At 49.4% G+C, this 18,434-nt stretch carries 13 protein-coding genes; 8 read left to right on the plus strand and 5 right to left on the minus strand.

Annotated features, from left to right (window positions below; translation table 11 throughout):
• The first annotated feature begins 220 nt into the window (after positions 1-220).
• The 8 genes from D1627_RS00550 to D1627_RS00585 all read left to right on the plus strand — a co-directional run bounded on the left by D1627_RS00550 (position 221) and on the right by D1627_RS00585 (position 8,393).
• Entirely contained in the window at positions 221-1,441 is a 1,221-nt protein-coding gene (locus D1627_RS00550) for an ABC transporter substrate-binding protein (RefSeq protein WP_119430279.1), read from the plus strand.
• Positions 1,404-2,282: an ABC transporter permease subunit gene (locus tag D1627_RS00555; protein WP_119430280.1), complete on the plus strand. Its 879-nt coding sequence runs from the start codon at positions 1,404-1,406 to the stop codon at positions 2,280-2,282. The genes D1627_RS00550 and D1627_RS00555 overlap by 38 nt, the downstream gene beginning before the upstream one ends.
• On the plus strand, positions 2,275-3,036 hold the full coding sequence (locus D1627_RS00560) for an ABC transporter permease (protein WP_119430281.1): 762 nt from the start codon (positions 2,275-2,277) through the stop codon (positions 3,034-3,036). Before D1627_RS00555 ends, D1627_RS00560 begins: the two co-directional genes overlap by 8 nt.
• Entirely contained in the window at positions 3,036-3,776 is a 741-nt protein-coding gene (locus D1627_RS00565; protein ID WP_119430282.1) for an ABC transporter ATP-binding protein, read from the plus strand. The genes D1627_RS00560 and D1627_RS00565 overlap by 1 nt, the downstream gene beginning before the upstream one ends.
• Positions 3,766-4,734 (plus strand): radical SAM protein, encoded by a 969-nt coding sequence (locus tag D1627_RS00570; RefSeq protein WP_119430283.1) that lies wholly within the window; start codon positions 3,766-3,768, stop codon positions 4,732-4,734. Before D1627_RS00565 ends, D1627_RS00570 begins: the two co-directional genes overlap by 11 nt.
• A gap of 158 nt (positions 4,735-4,892) precedes the next feature.
• Positions 4,893-5,402, plus strand: coding sequence for a hypothetical protein (locus D1627_RS00575; RefSeq protein ID WP_119430284.1), 510 nt, complete (start codon positions 4,893-4,895; stop codon positions 5,400-5,402).
• Between the two features lie 348 nt (positions 5,403-5,750).
• Entirely contained in the window at positions 5,751-6,641 is an 891-nt protein-coding gene (locus D1627_RS00580; protein ID WP_233555457.1) for an alpha/beta hydrolase, read from the plus strand.
• A 96-nt stretch (positions 6,642-6,737) separates the two neighbouring features.
• On the plus strand, positions 6,738-8,393 hold the full coding sequence (locus D1627_RS00585; RefSeq protein ID WP_119430286.1) for a M28 family peptidase: 1,656 nt from the start codon (positions 6,738-6,740) through the stop codon (positions 8,391-8,393).
• 106 nt (positions 8,394-8,499) lie between these two features.
• Here D1627_RS00585 and D1627_RS00590 read toward each other — a convergent pair whose 3' ends face one another.
• The 5 genes from D1627_RS00590 to D1627_RS00610 form a co-directional block, all read right to left on the minus strand.
• Positions 8,500-10,968, minus strand: a complete 2,469-nt coding sequence (locus tag D1627_RS00590) for a glycoside hydrolase family 31 protein (protein ID WP_119431052.1) — start codon at positions 10,966-10,968, stop codon at positions 8,500-8,502.
• Positions 10,969-11,110: 142 nt separating this feature from the next.
• Positions 11,111-12,172 carry a SusE domain-containing protein gene (locus D1627_RS00595; protein WP_158607122.1) on the minus strand — a complete coding sequence of 354 codons (1,062 nt, stop codon included), beginning with the start codon at positions 12,170-12,172 and terminating at the stop codon, positions 11,111-11,113.
• Positions 12,173-12,241: 69 nt separating this feature from the next.
• Positions 12,242-13,843, minus strand: a complete 1,602-nt coding sequence (locus tag D1627_RS00600) for a RagB/SusD family nutrient uptake outer membrane protein (protein WP_119430288.1) — start codon at positions 13,841-13,843, stop codon at positions 12,242-12,244.
• A 12-nt stretch (positions 13,844-13,855) separates the two neighbouring features.
• Complete coding sequence (locus D1627_RS00605) at positions 13,856-17,161, minus strand: SusC/RagA family TonB-linked outer membrane protein (protein WP_233555458.1); 3,306 nt, start codon at positions 17,159-17,161, stop codon at positions 13,856-13,858.
• 18 nt (positions 17,162-17,179) lie between these two features.
• Positions 17,180-18,217 (minus strand): FecR family protein, encoded by a 1,038-nt coding sequence (locus D1627_RS00610; RefSeq protein WP_119430289.1) that lies wholly within the window; start codon positions 18,215-18,217, stop codon positions 17,180-17,182.
• Positions 18,218-18,434: the final 217 nt, after the last annotated feature.

The following is an 18,434-nucleotide window of genomic DNA, read 5'->3' on the forward strand; positions in this document are numbered from 1 at the left end:
GTAGAGAGTTTTGGAGGTTAGTTGATGATTATGTATGGTGCAAGTCTTTAGACTTGTATCCTAAAATGATGTGAAGTCTGTGACTTCACTGAAGCCGGAGGCTTCAAATGCAATTAACTCTGAAGCAGTATAGAAGTTGCTTCATTTGAGTGTAAATATACGCAAGCTGAAAGCCAGCCTCATGCAGTACAAGCTGAAAGCTTGCGGAGAATAAAAATTTATGAAACATTTATACATACTTATTTTAGGCTTGCTGCTCCTGTGCAGTGCCTGCGGAAACAATCTGGAACAAGAGGCGCAGCTAAACGTGCAGCAAGCAGATTGGCAAAGTATAGAGCAGGCTGCCAAAAGTACTACGGTGCAGATGATGATGTGGCAGGGCGACCCGCTCATCAACCAATACATGCAAACCTATGTGCAACCGCAGCTGAAGGAGCAGTATGGCATCACGCTGGAAATCTCCTCTGGCCAGGGAAAGGATATTGTGGGCTTGGCATTGGGTGAGAAAGAAACCGGCAAAAAAACCAGTGAGATAGACGTGATCTGGATTAACGGCGAGACCTTTTATCAGCTGCGCCAACTCGATGCACTCTACGGCCCCTTTACCGAGCTGCTGCCCAACAACAAGTATGTGAATTGGCAAAACCCGTTCATCGCCCGTGATTTTCAGCAGCCGGTGGAGGGTATGGAAGCGCCCTGGGGCAATGTGCAGCTGGCTTTTATCTATAATGCTGATAAAGTACAAAGTCCGCCTGCCTCGTTTGACGAGCTGGAAAAGTACGTAAAAGCCAACCCCGGCACCTTTACTATCCCTAATGAGTTCACAGGTATGACGTTGTTAAAATCCTGGCTGATTGCCCTGGCCGGGAAGGATGAACTGGCCGGCGATTTTGATGAGGCAAAGTATAACAAGTCTAGCAAACAACTGTGGCAGAAGATTAATGCGCTAAAGCCATACTTCTGGAAACAGGGCCAGACCTTCCCGGAAACGCTTGCGCAGCTGCACCAGCTTTACGCCAACGGCGAGGTGCATTTCACCTTCAGCAACAACGATAGCGAGGTAGATAACAAGATACTTCAGGGCGTTTTCCCGGAGAGTTCGCGGGCTTACGTGCCAAAGCCGGGTACCATCCAAAATTCGCACTACCTGGGCATTATGAAGCAGTCCGGGAACATAGCGGGGGCGCTGGTAGTGATCAACTTCCTGCAGTCGCCGGAGGCACAGTACCGCAAAGCCAGCCCCGAGGTATGGGGCGACGGCAGCGTGCTGGCCACCGAAAAACTGCCCGCCGAATGGCAGCAGAAGTTCCAGAACATCCCGGCACGCAGGCACGCACCAGACCGCAACAGCATCCAGGGCAGAGCCTTTGAGGAGTTGGCACCCGAGTACATGATCAGACTTTATGACGATTTTAGAACACAGGTTATCAACCAGAACTAAGCACGGCAGCGGCGTGTATTTGCGGCTGCTTTTCCTGCTGCTGGCGGCAGCGCCCGTGGCCGGTGGTTTGCTCTACGGTCTGGCTTATAGTTTCGGGCTGACGGGCGCGCTGAGCTCCGGTTTTACCCTTCAGCATTGGCAGCAGGTGCTGGCATCAGGCGTGTTACTGCAGTCGCTGGCCTATAGCCTGTACATTGCGTTTGCAGCAATAACATTGGCTACCGCTTCTTCCCTTTTCCTGAGTTTATACTTTCAAAAAAGCCTGCGCACCGGCTTGCTCAGTTACCTCTTATACTTGCCGCTCACCATTCCGGCGGTGGTTATGGGTTTCCTGGTTTTTCAGCTGTTCACTAAATCCGGTTTGGTATCGCGGATGTCGTATGGTTTAAGTTGGATCTCGGAACTGCAGCAGTTTCCGGACCTGGTGCATGATAGCATTGGCTTCGGTATTATACTGGCGCACACGCTTATGGCCGTACCCTTCCTGACGCTGCTCTTCCATGCCATTTACCGCGAGCAAAACCTGGGGCAGCTGCAGCAGGTGTCCGAGAATTTAGGCGCTGGCAAAGTATACTTTGTGCGCCACATTGCCGTACCTATGCTGCTCAAAACCGCTGCGCCAAACCTGCTACTATACTTCATTTTTATACTTGGCGCCTACGAGGTGCCGCTGCTCATTGGCAGTCAGCAACACCCCATGGTGTCGGTGCTGGCGGTGCAGAAGTTCCAGCGCTTCAACCTGCTCGATATCCCGCAGGGCTATGCCATCAGCGTGGCCTTTACCTTGTTTGTACTGCTGCTGCTTACTATCAGCTTTAAAAAATTGCAGCGCCATGCTTAGGAAATCACTCACCGCTATACTTGCCTCGGCTATACTTTTGCCTTTCCTGTTCTTCGCGGTGCTGTCGGTGGGGCAGGCGTGGTTTTACCCGAGCGTGATGCCGCAGCGCTTTACGCTGGCTAACTGGCAGCAGCTGTGGTCGGGGCAGAGCGAGTTGCAGTTTGGCTTGGTGCGGTCACTTATACTTGGCCTGGGCGTGGCTATACTTTCAACGTTGCTCGGCTTCATCATCAGCAAGGAAATTGCGCTGGCAAAGTATAAAAACCGTTGGCTGCTGCTCGCTTACTGGCCCTTTGTGCTGTCTCCGGTGGTGCTGGCCATACTGGTGCAGCGTTTTTTCCTGCTGACGGGCATGAGCGGCGAACTTATCGGGGTATTACTCGGGCAGCTTATACTTGCGTTTCCGTTTACGGTAATCTTTTTCCAGAGTTTTTGGAGCCCTGAGGTGCTGCAACTCGGGCAGCAGTCGCAAACATTGGGCGCTTCGGCTGTTTATACCTTGCGGTACGTGCTGTTGCCGCTCGCCAAACCGCTGCTGCTCATCTGCTTCTTCCAGACCTTTCTGATCTCCTGGTTTGAGTACGGTTTAACGCAGTTTATCGGACTGGGCAAGGTAAAAACACTGACTATTCTGGTGTTTAAATATGTGAACGAGGCTAATATTTTCCATGCGGCTCTGGCTTCGCTGCTGATCATGCTGCCCCCTGCCCTGCTGCTTTGGGCCAATAAAAAGTTTGTTTTTAGAGGAATCTGATGCTCACGATACAACATATAAACAAAGCTTTTCAATCGCACACAGTGCTCGATCGTGTGTCGGTGGAGCTACCGGAGGGGCAGGTACTGGCAGTGCTCGGGCGCTCGGGATGCGGCAAAACCACACTGCTTAAAACAATTGCCGGCCTCTTGGCCCCAGATGCCGGAAGTATAAAGTGGGCTGGAGAAAGTATAAATGAAGTGCCGCCGCGCGAGCGGGAAATGGTCTACCTGTTTCAGGAGCCTTTGCTGTTCCCGCACCTCAGTGTTTTCGAAAATATTGCTTATGGACTGCACGTGCGCAAAACCCCAGAAGCAGAGGTGCAAAACAAGGTGCAAAGCATGCTGCGCGAGCTGGAACTGCAGGAGCATGCGCAGAAAAAGCCAGGTCAGCTTTCGGGAGGGCAGCGGCAGCGGGTAGCCTTTGGGCGTGCCATTATCTTTTTGCCGCGCGTGCTGCTGCTTGATGAGCCTTTCGCCAGCCTCGATGCACAGACCCGCTCCGCTATGCAAAAGCTGTTTCTGCGCCTGGCCCGTAAGTATGGCATCACCGCCCTGTTTGTGACGCACGATGTAAAGGAGGCGCTGCTCATCGGTGACTGCTTTGCCTACATGGCTGCCGGCCAACTCACGCTCTATCGTTCCAAAGCGGCTTTTATGGATGACCCTGCCACGGGTGTGCAGGAAGAGCTCGCCTTCTGGAACAATATTGAACATAATATACCAACCAATGACAAGTAAAGATTACAACCATATCGAATCGGTGTACTGGGTATTTACCCAACTCTGCAACGACGAGTGCGACCACTGCTACAACAGCTCCGGCCCTCGCGGCGAACGCATTCCCGAGGAGGACTGTATGGCCATTATCGACAACCTGCCCGACAGCATGGACCGCCTCATACTTTCGGGGGGCGAGCCGCTGGCCGATAAAAAGCTGCTTTACAAAATACTGGACCGCCTGCAGGAGCGCTACCAGGGTCGCGTACAAATTATGCTGCAAACCAACGGCGACCTGCTCAACGAGAAAATCCTGGACACGCTGCTGCAGAAAGGCGTTACCCGTTTCGATATTGCCAGCATAGACCGCTACCACAAGTATGCCGGCGCCCGCCTGATGGAGCTTGCCGACCTGTTTGCCAGCCGCGGCGTGAACGGCGAGGACAAGGACCCGCTCGTGGAAAAAGACACTTACCTTACCAAGCATAAAGCCAGCTGGGGCTATTGGGGCGCAACCATTGATATGTGGCTAGGCGGCAATTGGGCACGGGGCCGTGCCTTCGAGAAAGGTCTTTGGAAAGAGGACCCGGACCATAACTTCTGCGCCATACTTTCGGGGGGCAAGGGCTTTCTGACTGGGTCAGAAGACATCCCGCAGGAAATATCCATACAGCTCTGGAAGATAAACCCCTGCTGCCCCGGCACCAAAATTCCGCTAGGCGATGCCCGCACCGAGAAAGTGGCCGACGTGCTGCAACGCGTCTCCAAATCCGAAATCTGGCAGAAGATAAACGAGGGCAACCCGCTGGCCTTGGGCGAAAGTATGGGTATACCGGAGGATTTTGCAAAAGAGCGTACGGCGCAGCTTAAAAATATTTGCCTGTGGTGTGATGAGTTTTTTGAGAAGCACTATCAGGGTGAGGCGTTGGAGCGTAACTGCGGCGGCTGCGCTCAGAAAAACACTGGTTCAACAGTATAAGTATAAACCTAATGCCGCAATACCGGAAGGTGTAGCATGATTTAAACATGCCAACTTTACCCATACCCACTTATTGCACCATCGTTTGGTAAAAATTACATGCCTAAGTATAACCAACTGGCTAGCAGCAAGTATAGGAAGTAACAAAGTAAAGTAAGATGCAAGACGAAAGACAAACTGCAGTAGAAGCCGCCTCCGTTGCGACTCGCATAGCTGGTGCCATAGGCAAGGGGTTGGTAGCCGGCTTAATCGGTACAGCCGCCATGACCATTGCGCAGATGATTGAAATGCAAATGACAGACCGTGAGTCCAGCAACACACCGTACAAAGCTGCAAAAAAAGTGTTTGGAGTAAAGGCTAAGGATGATGAATCTAAAAAGAAGATCTCGAACATTATGCACTTAGTTTACGGTGCTTCCTGGGGCGTGCCACGCGCGTTAATGGCTGAGTTTGGAATCAACGGCGCTTCTGGCACCCTGGCACACTTCGGGGCGGTGTGGGGTACTGAGCTAACGCTGCTACCTGCATTACATGTCATGAAACCAGTTACAGAATGGAAACCTGAAGCCATAAGTGAAGATGTGATGTTCCACAGTATCTATGCTATCTCCACGGGCTTGGCCGCTGACGCCTTAGTCCGCTGGTCTGGAGACGAAGAAGATGCCTAATCTCAAGGCATTCACCCCAAACTTGTGTGACTTACAGCAAACCCTCGGTTCCAAATTCTTCACAAGAAGGTTGGCATTGTCTGTTCTAGATTGAAGCATAGAAATTCTGGCTGAAACAACTATAGCCTCTATATTCACTGGACCTACTATACAAAAGCCCGGCTCTAGATGCCGCGCATACTTTTGAAAATTGCACTAGCAACGAAGCCTGCTAGTACCCACCCGCTGTGTGCACTTTTTTAGCCATACATCGAATTTTAAAATAAGTATACTTCCATCAATTTTCACGAACTTACGTTTTTTAGCCTTACCTGCTAGAGCCAGCTTATACTTCTGAATCAGTAAACCATGCGATCTATCTACGCACTCTTATTTCTGTTGACCATGTTTCACGTTTCATCTGCACAAAATCAGACTTACCAACCTTTAACCTGGCAAGACATAGCAGCTTTGCCAATTCCTACTCCGGATCATACTATAAAGTATGGCACAGACTCTTTGCAGTTTGGAGAGCTTCGGTTGCCTAAACAAGGAAAAGGTCCTTTTCCGGTTGTAGTGGTTGTGCATGGAGGCTGCTGGTTATCGGCGTATAACCTAAACTATATGAGCCACGTCAGTGCGGCCCTAACCGAAGCAGGATATGCTACCTGGAACATTGAGTTTAGGCGCGTAGGAGATACTGGTGGCGGATGGCCGGGTACTTTCCAGGATGTAGCCCTGGCCACAGATTTTGTGCGCGAGTTAGCTAAAAAACATCCTGTTGATGCCAAGAATGTAGCCGTAATCGGGCACTCAGCCGGCGGCCATCTGGCACTCTGGCTGGCTAACCGGGAGCACATATCTGCCTCCAGCCCGCTTTACACCAAAAAACCGCTTAAGCTGAAAGGTGCCATCGCGTTAGCCGGCATTCCGGATCTGGCCACCTATGGTACGCAGCAAGGCAGTTGCAACGAGGCCGTGCCACAACTGATGGGTGGCACAGCTGCAGAATATCCTGAAAGGTATGCCCAGGTATCGCCGCATCAGATGCGCCTCGGTGCAGTGCCAAGCCGCTTGGTGCAAGGCGCTAAAGACCCTATTGTGCCGGTTAGCCAAGCCGAAAACTTCGCAAAAAAAGCTACCGCTGCCAGCGCCGATAGTGATGTGATACTATTGCCTGAAGCCGGCCATTTTGATCTTGTAGCACCTCAAGCACCGTTTTGGCCGCAGATACTACAGACGGTTACATCTGTATTCTAATTGATAGAAGTCGTTATTTTTTGGCCTTGCGTTTAGGATAGTCTGGTTTTCTTTGCGGTTTATACTTTTATTTACGGCTTCATAAACCACTACCCTATGCGTTTTAAAAGTATAACTGCCGCCCTATGCCTGGGGCTGGCCATACCAGCCACAACCTTCGCCCAATCGGTGCAGGTACCTAAACCTGTAGCCAAGGCATTGGATAAGGTGAAGCCAAACGATGTTAGTGCCCACATTGCTTACCTAGCTGATGATAAGCTACTCGGTCGCAAGCCCGGTACACCAGGCTACCAAATGGCCGTGGATTATGTTACCGGGCAATTCCAGAAGATGAAAGTGGCACCTGCCGGTGAGAATGGTACATACCTCCAAACGGTGCGTATCCGAACAGCCACTACAAACCCTGATGCCGCATTAACGCTTACATCAAACAAGGATGGCAAGGCACAGCAGCTTCAAAACGGACAGGACTTTATCCTCTACCCTAACCCTGGAAAGCCACAGGTTGAATTCAGTGCTTCTGAGTTAGTATTTGCCGGTTACGGCATCAGCGCCCCTGACCTGAAATATGATGACTACGCTAATATCGATGCAAAAGGGAAAGTAGTGGTTGTATTGCGTGGGGTTCCGGAAGGGTTTCCATCCACAGTGGCATCTTATAGTATGGACATGCAAACCATCCTGAACACGGCAGCCGAGCATGGTGCTACAGGTGTGTTGGTGGCATCAACAAACCCAAAGGGAAAGCTTCCAGATTTTTCAAGGGGAATGAGCAGCGTAATGGGAGCTGATGGCGGGGTAGCAGCATCGCGTAGCTATCATAATAACATTAACCTACTGGGTATGCTGCCTTATGCCATGCTGCAGCAAATGCTAACGGCTGTGGGCCAGGATGCACAGCAGCTGGCCAGCACCATCCATAGCGGAAAACCAGCATCAACCCCACTCCCATTTAGCATCAGCGGTACGTATGGCAGCTCATACAATGATATCGAAAGCTACAATGTGGTTGGTAAAATTGAGGGCTCAGACCCGGTGCTGAAAAATGAGTACGTTGTGCACAGCGCCCACCTCGATCACATTGGCGTTGGCAAACCCATCGACGGCGACTCGATATACAACGGTGCCCACGATAACGCCTCTGGTGTGGCCAGCCTCTTAGAGATTGCCAATGTTTACACCAGAATCAAGGCCAAACCGAAGCGCTCCATACTTATAGTTATGGTAACTGCCGAAGAACTAGGCTTGCTTGGATCTGCTTATTTTGCCAAATACCCTACCGTGCCAGCCAACCAGATCGTGGCCGATGTAAACACCGATATGCCTACGTTAATTGCGCCGCTTTTGGCTGTCGTGCCATTGGGTGCTGCACACTCTTCGCTGGAAAAGGAGGTTAACGCCGCAAGCAGCTACCTGAAACTTGATGTAGAAGCCGATCCTGAGCCAGAGCAAAACCGCTTTGTGCGCAGCGACCAGTACAGTTTTGTAACGCAGGGTGTGCCGGCACTGCACATTAAGTATGGCAACAAAACCGCTGATGGCAAGAACAACCTGGACGAGCAGGTGAAAGTATGGCGCGAGAAGTACTACCACAAGCCGCAGGATAATTTTGAAGGTGGCGTGTTTGATTTTGAGGCCGCAAAAAAATATGTACAGCTCAACTTTCTGATCGGTTATTTAGTGGCCCAGGACGCTGACCGCCCTAGCTGGAAAGAAGGCGACTTCTTTGGCTCCCGTTTCGGTAGAAACTAATAAACAAACTACCTCAACTTCTCTTTTAATAGCATCCGCAAGTATAAAAAAAGCGCCCCTGCACAAGATTTGTGCAGGGGCGCTTTTAGTGTAAATCATACTTAGCTTAATAGCTCAGCGTGATCTTGTCTTTATCATTTTTGATGACGAAGCTCTGAACCTCGTAGCCAATTTTCGGGTTGGAAGTACCTTGTGGGTCAAAGCGGGAGATTGGATCAATGAAAGAAGCGAAATCCTGCTGCAGATCCTGCTTCTTGCCATTGGTTTTTACCTTGGCCTTATCGAAACCGTGCAGCATTACCTTGATGTTCTTGAAGTTTGAGCTGTAATTGCCTTCCACTTTATCGAACGTGATGGTTTTGCGGCGCGCATCGTAAGAGATGGTGCGCTTGTAGTAATCGCCTTTCTGGTAATCGTAGCTGGCGCCATCGTCCTCGTAGTATACAAACGAGTTATTTACATCACCTTTATAAATGTGCACGGTCAGCGTATCGGTTGGCTTCTCGGAGGTATGCTGCACCAACGACTGCATCGGGATGATGCTGCTTTCCTTCACGTAAATCGGCAGCTTGCTATACTCTATCGGTATGATCTTCTCGTTAGCGCCCTGCTCTACCTGGCCTGTATACAGGTTGTACCACTTGCCTTGCGGGAAGTATACTTTGCCATAGTTTTTGCCACTCTCAAACGGCATGATCAGGAACGATTTTCCGAACTGATACTGCGTATCAAACTCGCCGTTGTATACTTTCGGGTCGTGGGTATAATCAATTGCCAGTGTGCGCATCAGCGGCTGACCTGTTTGCGAGGCCAGGTAAAAGTTAGAGTAGATGTACGGCATCAGTTTGTAGCGCAGGCTAATGAAGTTACGCGCAATCTCGGTTACTTCTTCGCCATAGGCCCAAGGCTCCGACGATTTGGAGTTTACACCCGTGTGGTTACGGAAGTATGGCGTAAAGGCTCCCAACTGAATCCAGCGGGCATACAAACCGATAGACGGGTTGCCGGTAAAGCCACCAATATCCATCGCCGAGAAAGCAACACCGCTAACACCCATACTATTCAGCAAGCGAATGCCTAGCATCATATGGCTGTCTTCGGAGCGGTTATCACCAGTCCAGATGGCGGTGTAGCGCTGCGAACCCGAAAAACCGGCTCTTGAAAGCAGGAACGGGCGCTGGTTTGGCTGGTGCTGGCGTGCACCTTCGTAGCTGGCGCGGGCCATCTGCATGCCGTACACGTTGCGGCCTTCTTTGTGCGTTGTCAGGTGGCCATCATAATCAAACAGGATGTTGTTCGGCATTTTCTGCCCCCAGGTAGCTATCTCGTTCATATCGTTCCAGAAACCGTCTACGCCGGTTTCCGCAAAGAACTTGATCTCTTTTTTCCACCATTCACGGCCATCGTTGCTTGTATAATCAGGGAAGTGCGTCCAACCTGGCCATACTTGCCCAGTGTAGTTCTCGCCATCGATATACTTCAGGAAGATGTCGTCTTTTTTACCGCGCTCATAAGCACCGTAACCTTCCTCAACCTTAATGCCCGGGTCTACGATTACCGTAGTTTTAAAGCCCATCTCCTCCAGCTTCTTGTTCATCTCGGCTGGGTTGGCAAAACGACTTTTATCCCAGGTAAAGAGCTTGTAGGCATCCATGTAATGGATATCCAGGGTAATGCCGTCTGCCGGAATTTTCTTCTCTCTCAAGGTTTGGGCAATGCGGTATACTTCGGTATCCGGGTAGTATGAGTAGCGGTTTTGCTGATAACCTAGGCTCCAAAGCGGCGGCAGGTCCATGCGGCCGGTAAGGTCTGTGTAAGAGGTAATGATATCAGCTAGTTTTGTGTGGTAGATGAAGTAGTAATCCATCTCGCCGCCCTGCGCCCCGAAAGACGAGAAACGGTCGTTGCTGGCCCCAAAGTTAAAATCGCTTTGGTAACTGTTATCGAAGAATATACCGTAGTTCAGGCCGTGGTGTATACCCACGTAAAACGGAATGGTAGTATAAAGCGGGTCCTGGCCGGTGCCGTAGCCATAGGCATCGGTGTTCCAGTTGGTATAGCCGCTGCCACGGCGGTCCAGGCCGCCGGTTTTCTCACCGAGACCGATAAAACGCTCGCCTTCCTGCATTTCCTTGTAGGTGGTTACCTCCTCGCCTATCCAGGAAGTGGTCAGCCCCTGCTCATCGCGGTTAATTACCTTGCCATCTTTGGTATAAAAAGCTACGGCAAACGGGTTCTTGCTGATGCGCGTTACAAGTGAGTCGGTGGTGATGGTTACCTCCTCGTTGCTCTGCTTGATATCAGCCTTTGCTTGCTTTGGTTTGCCCACCACGGCGTAAGAGAAATCTTCGGCCAGCGGCTGTTTGTCCATGCGCACGTGTACCACGGTCGGGCTGTACACGCTTACCTGTATGTGGTTATTGTTATCAGTGGTCAGGTTTACTGTCTGCCCGCTAATGTTCACGTCGCTTACCTTACCTACCTGGCGGATCGGTCCGTTGCCCTGCCCAACTGCGGCAAAGCTTAGCACCGTGCATGCCATGAGCGCAGCAATAGGTCTAAAAGTGATTTTCATTTTAATGTATATAGTTTGTGTAGCAAAAAGCTTAAAAAAATAACCCGGCATACGTATACCGCCGGGTTATTTGGGGTGTGGTTGCAAATTTGTAAAACAATATGCTAGCAGACTACTTTCTGAAGAGTCTTTTGCAAATTGGCTATTTCTTATTCAATGTATAGCTGTAGTAACCAGGTAGACGCAGGTCCAAAATAATTTCATAGGTACCACTTTCAGCGACTTTGATGTTGTCATTGCTTGATTTATCTAAGAAGCCATCCGCAGGTTTGTTGTCACCATAGTTCAGATCCCAGCCATCATTGGCTCTAAACTTTATTTCGCCTTCGCTTAGAGAAAGCGTAATAGTCCAAACACCTCTGATCTCATCGTAAGTCATGTCGTGGTCTGTTACATTATCATTTACCCAACCTTTGGGAGTTGCGCTTCCAGTTACAGCCCACTGTGTTTTTAGCGCTGACCAGGTTAAGGCATTTGTATTTGCTTTCAGCAAATAAAACCCTGGTTCACTAACTTTTAGGTTTCCTGCTCCGCCATCGGTAGATAATTTAGTAGCACCATCTGCGCCATAGTTGGTGCCATCCCAGCCTGGTTTGCTGGTAAACTTGAAGCCTTTGGCAATACCACTCCCCATGTATACATAGCCTTCATAAATGCCGTTATCTGAAAGTGATGAAATTTTTGGGGCTAACTCAGGCTTCCATGATTGGTACTGACCAGGCACATACAACGAGGCGTAGTCAATAATATCCAGGTAAGGCACTACTGAAACGGTAACAGGCGCAGAAAACACAGGCGCTACTTCCGGAGATATATCTGCCTTTACCCGGAACTGCATATCAGAAGCTGTTTCGTACGGCAATTTTAGCTTACCGGCCAATGCATTTAGCTCTTTTACGGTTAAGGTTTTCTCTGTTGCATTAGCTATAATGATTTCGGACGGTGAAGCAAAGTTATTTCCTGCTACATCATACTGGATGCTATAGTTTACAGCGGCAGCGTAACCATACTCAGCCGGTGTCCAGTTAAGGGTGATGGCTTTGTTTGCTGCATCGTCCTTATTTAGTACAACGCTGGTTTTAGAGGTTGACAGCGAAGGGGCTATGCCTTCCTGAATAATGATACGGTCCTCATCCTTGTCGCAGGAGAAAAGCGCCAGTGTGAACAAGCACAGGATGGTTATTTTATTTAGCCAGATTTTCATGATCTTAAACTTTATAAGTTGTAGTATAAGTATGGAACTGGCGGGCAGCTCCATACTTCTTGCTTACTATTAATAGCCTAGGTTCTGCTCAAGCTTTGTATTGGCAGTGAGGTCTGTGGTTGGTATTGGGAAGAGCACACGGAAATCTGCCACGCTTCTTCCTTCTTTCACGCCACCTTTCCAAGGCCACAGGTAAGCACTGCCTGTAAATCGCTTGTATCGGATCAGGTCGGTACGGCGGTGTGCTTCCCACATTAGCTCACGTGCTCTTTCATCAAGTATAAAATCCAGTGTGAGTTGGCTGCTCGTGATGTTACCCGATTGGCCTTTATAAGCGCGCTCGCGCAGCTTGTTAACATACTCCAGTGCCTGAGCTCTGTTACCGGTGCTGGCACCACGCAGAACGGCCTCTGCATACATCAGATAGGCATCGGCTAACCTGAACATCGGGTAGTCAGTATCCGGGTGGTTTCCAACAGGGTCTGAGCCCACATTACCGGCAGACGTCACGTTTTTATACTTGGCAACCGCGTATCCATCCGTAAAGGTAAAGATGTCGTTAATCTCTAGGGATTGGCCATTCGTGTAGAAGTTAGCGCGGTCGTCGGTGTTACCACTAACGTCGTTAAATAGGCCTACAATAGCTTTAGTAGTGCGCAAACCAGCCCAACCACCATTGATACCGAAATCGGCAGCTGGCATGCTTCCGCCCACTGGTGCGTGCACAAGGTAAGTCATACCCCCCCATGTTGTAGTGCGCAAGCCATCAAAAGTAATTGGGAACACAATCTCCGGCGACGTGTGGTTATCCGCCAGGAACAGGTCATCGTAGTCCTCCTCCAACATATACCCTGCATCTATCACTTTCTTAGTATAGGTAGCGGCCTGGTCCAAGCGCGCGGTGCCACTGTATACTTCAGCGTTTAGGTATAGTTTAGCAAGCAGCATCCAAACTGCGGCTTTGGTAGCACGGCCATACTGGGCCGTATTACCCGGTGCAGGCGCCATTAACGAGCCTTCAATATCCAGCAATTCTGACTCAACATACTTAAACAGGTCAGGGCGAGCGATTTGGTCTGGTAGAAATGCTCCTACTTCATCCTCCTCGGTTACAAACGGCACATTGCCATATAGATCAAGCGCATGCCAGTAGCTAAGCGCACGCAGAAAACGGGCCTCAGCTCTGAATAACTTAGCCTCCTCCAGGTTCGCGCCGCTAATTCCTCTTTCAGAGAGTTTTGCATCGGTTGTTTCACGGATAAATTCGTTTGTGAGCGATACCTGATAGTAAATTCGGTTATACAGGGCACGCAGGAACTCATTGCCTGGCGTCCAGTCCATATCGTGCAGGTCGCGCAGGTTACCGTCGTTCCAGGCAATAATAGCCTCATCCGTGGTTAGTTCCTGAGCCTGCCAGTACTGGCGCAGGTAGTTAGAGAAGCCTTCGTCAATACCTCCGATGTCGGCGTTGCCGGTAGGGCCAACCTGGCCAGTTACCGCATAGCCTGCATAGAGCTTGGCTAAGATGTTTTTATAGTTACTGAAATCTTTGTAGATATTCGCCGACACCACGTCATACTTTGGTTCCAGGTCAAGGCTATGGTCGCAGGAGGCAACACTAAGCGTTACTGCTGCTCCCAGTAGAATATTCTTTATATATGTAGTATTCATCTTCAGTTTTGATTAAAATCCAATGTTCACACCCAGTGTATACACACGTGGCCGCGGGTAAAAATTATTGTCTATACCACCTGCAATCTCGGGGTCAAGCCCGTTGTACTTGGTGATAACAAACACGTTTTGCGCATTTGCAGACAGGCGCAATGCAACGGCATCGTTAAACAGGCGGCCAAAGTCATAACCTAGGCTTATGTTTTCCATGCGCAGGAACGATGCGTTTTCCATGTAGTAATCGGAGAACAGCTGGAAATTGTCAAACTCGGTTTCGTTTACGTTGCTTGAAACGTTTGTAAGATAGTTAGAGAATGAGAACGCCTTGTAAGAGCCATTGTTTGAGTACACGTTATTATACATGTAGTTACCCAAACTTCCTCTTGCCACAAAGCTTAGCGTCCAGTTGTTGTAAGAAACATCGGAGTTAATACCAAGGTATACTTTCGGTTCCGCGTTTTTGTAGCGGTACTTGTCTTTCTCGTTAAATTCGCCATCGCCGTTCACGTCAGCATACAGCCCTTCAATTGGCTTTCCGTTAGCATCGTATACTTGCTTGTACACATAGAAAGTATTAGGAGCGTAACCCACTGTGTTGATCTGGATTCTGTTATCATTACCACCTGCAATACCACCTACAAAGTACCCTTCAAAATCAGGGTTATCAACTTTGCTTAAGCTGGTGATTTCGCGTTTCTGGTAAGTACCGTTTAAACCAACATTCCAGGTAATCTTATCAGTGTCTACAGGCACAAAGTTAAGCACTGCTTCAATACCGCGGGCTTCCAGGTTACCCACGTTTGTGATAAGCTCGTTGGTAAGGTTGGTACCGGCAGCTACAGCCACCAAGGCAAGCAGGTCTTTTGTATCCTTGAAGAAATAATCGAGGCTACCCGTAATGCGGTTGTTCAGGAAACCAAAGTCAATACCGGCGTTCCAGGTTTGGGTTTCTTCCCACTTCAGTCCTGTGTCATACCCTTCTGGGCGGTACAGGTTATAGAACTGGTCACCTAACTGGTACTGAGCTGTGTTATCGCTATAAGAGTAGCGTGGCAGGTATGGGAAAAAGTTAGAGCCAATATCCTGCTGACCTGTTACACCAAAGCCTAAGCGCAGTTTAAGGTTAGATACGGTGTTAGAGTTTTTCAGGAAATCTTCCTCATTAATTCTCCAAGCCAGTGCTAACGCCGGGAAGGTACCCCAACGGTTGTCTGAGCTAAAACGAGAAGAGCCATCTAAACGCACTGTTGCTGTAAGCAGGTAACGGTCTTTTAAGGCATAGTTTACTCTACCAAAGTATGATCTAAGGCGGTAGATTTCGTTTTCCGGAAGGCCTGCCTCTACGTTCGACAATGGCACACCTTCAGCATTGGTTGCTACAAAACGAGGTTTGTTATTCTCAAAATCCTGGAAAGAATAACCCGCTGTTGCTTCAATGCGGCTATCCAGACCGGCCAGCTCTTTCGCATAGTTCAGGTAAAACTCTACTAGCTCGTTGGTCTTGGTTTGCTCAAACTGCGTGCGGCGCCCGCCAGAGGAGGCATCCGGTGCGTAGTTAGCCGGCGTCAACGTATAGCCATCGCTTTCTGAGCGGTCGTAACCCAGGTTAAGGTTGGCATGCAACTCAGGCAGGAAATGGAACTTATAATCCAGCTGCACATTACCGATGCTTCTATAAGCTTCGCCGCGGTCTTTGCGCTGCTCCAGCATACTTACCGGGTTTCTGGTAGCCAGTGGGTTATATAACCCCTTGGAATCCAGCCACTGGAAGTATCCGCCGTAATCCTTGCCGAAGTTGTTAGTGGCGTATACAGGTTGTGTCGGGTCGAAGGCTACGGCTGCCCCAATAGCACCTTGGTCTGCAAACTGGCTATTAGTCTTTGCGCCTTTATAGTTTGCATTTACTTTAAGGTGTTCATCAAAAAACGTAGGGTTCAGGCTGATGCTACCGGTATAACGCTCGAACTGAGAAGTTTTCAGAACGCCTTCCTGATTCAGGTATGCCGCTGAAACACGGAAAGGGAGCATTTTATAAGCACCGCTAACGCTAACGTTATTGTCGGTTGTGAAAGCATCCTGGTAAATCAGGTCCTGCCAATCAGTGCTTGCGTTTCCCAGCAAAGCGCGCTGAGTCTCTGAACCGTTTGCGTTCACGACATCTCTAAACTCATCCGCGCTGAGCACGTCTATCTTCTTGTTTATAACAGAAAGTGAATTCTGAGAGCTTAAATTTACACTAAGCTTCTGGCCTGCTTTACCTTTTTTAGTGGTGATGATGATGACACCATTAGAGGCACGAGAACCGTAGATAGCAGTGGCAGAAGCATCTTTCAACACGTTGAAAGACTCGATGTCATTCGGGTTTAAGAAATTAAGTGGGTTAGCCGCCCCTGATGTAGCTGCATTATCAACAGGTACTCCATCAATTACAATTAGTGGGTCATTACTAGCTGTGAGCGATGCACCACCACGAATACGGATTCGGGATCCGGAGCCAGGCGCACCGCCGTTGGTAGTGATCTGCACACCGGCCACCTTGCCCTGAATAAGTTGCTCTGGCGTAGTATTCTGGCCTTTCACAAAGTCCTCGGATGTAACAGCAGTTACTGCTCCTGTTACATCGCTCTTCTTTTGCGTACCGTAACCCACAACCACTACTTCTTGCAGGGCTTTGGTATCGGTTTGAAGGGTGATATTGAAGGCAGCCTGGTTGCCCACAGCTACTTCCTGCTGCTGAAAGCCAATGTAGCTGAACACCAGCGTAGCATTGGCTGGCACGGCAATGTTAAAGTTACCGTTCAGGTCTGTAGAGGTTCCGCGGGTTGTCCCCTTCACTACTACTGCCACACCTGGCAAAGATGTCCCTGACGCATCCTTAACCGTTCCGCGTACAGTCTGCTCCTGCATCGCTTTAGTCTCAGAAGTCGCGTTGTTCCTTACTGGCGCCGCAGCAGGTGATGCTCCTTTAATGATGATGTAAACATCGTTTACCTTTTTATAATCAAGGCCATTGGGAGCTAGCACTTTTCTAAGCACAGCATCCACATTCCCCTCGTTTGCATAGTTAGAAGGTACCTGCAATTGCAGGTTTTTGGCTACATCTGCTTTATAAGAGTACTGGATGCCATACTTTGTGCGCAGGTCTTTGAGTACGCTATTCAAAGACATGGTTGCAGCACGTTGCCCTACCACCCCGGAAGCGCTGGCCATGGCCACCTTACCATCAAAGTGGGTTTGAGCTGTTCCCGAAAAATAAAGAAAGCATGCCGCCGTAATCAGGCTGCATGTCCTTATTCGGTTTGTAGATTTTTTACGCATAGGAAATTAGTTAATTGATCAGTTAGAGCTTATGATTATGGAATTATTTTGCTTCTGTACCGCCACCTCCAGTGTCTCAGACACAGTAGTCAGGATGTGGTCCGGGGAGTTTGTATTTAAAGAGGCCGAGATGCGCATGCCTCTCAAGGCCGGGTCTGCTATGCTTACCTGGTAGCCGTAACTGTGCTCCAGCATTTGGGCTACTTCACCGAGTGTGGTATTCTCAAAAACCAGGTTCGTGTTCTTCCAGGCGTTGTACAGGTTTGGGTCAACCTCTTTTTTCACGAAGCCATAGGCCTCGGTAAGCACAACCAGTTCACCGGGAGCCATGGTTAGCTGCTGCGAGGCGTTTTTGGTATGGCTCAGGCTTACCATGCCTCGCTCAAGTATAACCTGGCTGGTTTTAGTGTCGCTTGTAACACTAAACTCTGTGCCCAGCACCTCTACTGCAAGGCCATCCGGCGTTAGCACCACAAAGCGCTGGCTATTGCGTGTATGCATAACCGAGAAAAACGCCTGGCCCTTAAGCTGAACTTTGCGATCCGTGTCCGGGGTCCAGCGGGCTGGCAAGGTTATGGATGAATTGCCGTTGAGTAAGACCATCGAACTATCTGGCAAACGCAAACGCATGCGTTCTCCTGCATTAGTGGCATAGGTTACGGTTGGCTCCTTGTGGTACTGCCGCACCAAGAAATAACCACCAACCAGCAGCAACGCAGAAACAGCCGCAGCCACCAAGTATGTGCGATACTGCCAGAAGCGCATAGAGATCACGGTATCTTCCTCGTCGTTATCCCCGCCATTTCCCAGGTAGTTTTGTCGGGCGGCCCCAAGGTTGTCCCATACTTCGCTGAGCTCTGCTGCATCTATCCTTTCGCTTTGGAATGACAGATGTAGCACCAGTGTTTTCGCCTCGTCTATGGCGCTACGCTGCTCTGGAAACTCCTGCCACACCTTCTCCCAAAACGCATCGCGCGCAGGCGTAGGATGCTGCACCCATTGAATGAAAGCTTCGTCGGTTGCAAAATCTGTTGAGGTATAGTATTGGTACTCCATTCAAGCGGTGCTAAATAGTCAAAGTATCAGGTTCAGTGCCTGCTCACTAACCATATATAGCTCATCACTCACTCAATTATCCCCCTATCTGAAACTTTTTTTTAATTATTTTTGATTCGCACCCCAGAATACCATACAAATAATTTACTATCAATAGCATAGAAATAAAAAAAGCCTTCTGCCACATGTATGGCAAAAGGCTTTAAGCATTAAAATA

It is taken from the genome of Pontibacter oryzae (assembly GCF_003576375.1).
In the GTDB taxonomy this organism is placed as follows: Bacteria; Bacteroidota; Bacteroidia; order Cytophagales; family Hymenobacteraceae; genus Pontibacter; species Pontibacter oryzae.